Genomic DNA, 1,698 nt, shown 5'->3' on the forward strand with positions numbered 1-1,698 from the left:
CCGACCCCGCCCCCCCCGCCCCGCCCCCCCCCCCCCCGGGGGGGGCGCCCCCCCCCCCCCCCCCCGACGCTGTGCGACAGCAGTGACGTCTGGTCAGGCAGAGGTCTTGCCGACGATGGAACGCGCCGTTATGTTAATCAGAAATCACGTCGATGGGCAACCTTGTAGCCGGCTCGTTTCCTGCAATATGGGCGCAGACACAAGGTGATGTCCAACCTGCCCGAGAGTAGGTAAGTGAATGGGAAATCTCAGCAGAAGGCGCGTCTTGTCGCTCGGTGCCGCGCTGGGCCTCGTGAGCATGACGGACATGTCCCGGGCCTGGTCATGGTCGTCCACGGGCTCGATCGCCGGTACCGACACGGTCACCGACTCGTTCTCGGTCTGGGACCCCGCAGCGGACCAGGTGGCGGCCCGGCTCCTTGCTGACGGCTCGATCCCGGCGGTCAACAAGGCCTGGGAGTCGTGGGTCAACAACAACGATTCCCTGCCGTCCGGCATGCCGGACTACCTGACCAGCTACCTGGGGCAGGTCAACCAGCTGCCGTCGTGGGCCGACCCCGCCCTGCTCGCCGCGTCCGAGGCACTCTACACGCGCCTGAACAACTACCTGTTCGTGTCGGAGAGCCTCGGCAGCGGAATCCTGAGCACCGTGATCCCGCGGGAAGCCAGAGCGGTCTACTGGTCCGCCGGCGGCGCCGACATGAAGGCCCGCGCGGCCAAGACCTTCACCTTCGGCTACGACCTGCACAGCGGGAGCGCGTGGGAGACCACGGGTCACTTCGTTGTCACCGCCAACAAGACGCGCCTGGTGCACGCCACTGTCCGCAATCTGCTGCCGACCTCGACGCAGTTCATGGCGACCTCGGACCAGCCGTCGCCGATCAGCAACGGCGACATCCTGCGCACGTTCCACTCCGTGGCCACCTTCGCGCACAACAACCTGCAGAAGTGGGGCGTCTCGCTGTCGGACGCGGAGCAGGCCGCGGACCTGCACGCCTGGCAGGTCGCCCTCCACCTGCTCGGCGTACAAGACCAGTTCATCCCCGCCAGCTGGTCCGACGCGCAGGCGCAGGCTGCCCAGATGCTGTGGCCGGACCTCGCCTCCACGACAGAGGGCACCAGCCTGGCTCAGACGCTGCTCGGGTACATCGAGGACCCCACCCTAGGCTTGGACGCCGGATTCGTCAGCGAGATGGTCCGCTACCTGATCGGCGACCAGTACGCCGACTGGCTCGGCCTGCCCTCCGACCTGCTGTCGCGGGCCCTGATCGAGATCGGATGGCCGATGTACGTCGCGTTCCGCGAAGGGATGTCACCCATCATGCCCGACGGCTTCTACCTGTTCGACCAGTCCCTGCGCGGCATCGCGATGCTGTACCTGAACAACGGTACCTCGCCGACGCAGACCCCGATCACGCTCCCCACAGCGAACCGGCCCGGCGCCTGAACCGGCGGATCCGCTCGCGTGACGCCCCGCGACCGTACTGGCGGGTCGCGGGGCGTTTCCCACCCGGCTCAGAACACGCACAGGTCTGACGGAGACTCAGGCGTCGACGCCCCGCCCGTAGCGATGCCCTGCGGAGATCGGTGACAGGACATCGCTCCAACGCCGCTGCGTTTAGCGTCGTGGGCGAGTTGCAAGCCCGTCTTCCATGATCTTGACCTCGGTATGGAGGGTGTAGTTCTGGGCGGTGGCGG

Annotated in this window: 1 protein-coding gene; it reads left to right on the forward strand. The window is 67.3% G+C overall.

What is annotated here, in order from left to right; genetic code table 11:
* The first annotated feature begins 238 nt into the window (after positions 1–238).
* Positions 239–1,447 (forward strand): oxygenase MpaB family protein, encoded by a 1,209-nt coding sequence (locus ACGF12_RS35620; RefSeq protein ID WP_393039773.1) that lies wholly within the window; start codon positions 239–241, stop codon positions 1,445–1,447.
* The last annotated feature ends 251 nt before the right edge of the window (positions 1,448–1,698 follow it).

Source organism: Kitasatospora sp. NPDC048296, assembly GCF_043201815.1.
In the GTDB taxonomy this organism is placed as follows: Bacteria; Actinomycetota; Actinomycetes; order Streptomycetales; family Streptomycetaceae; genus Kitasatospora.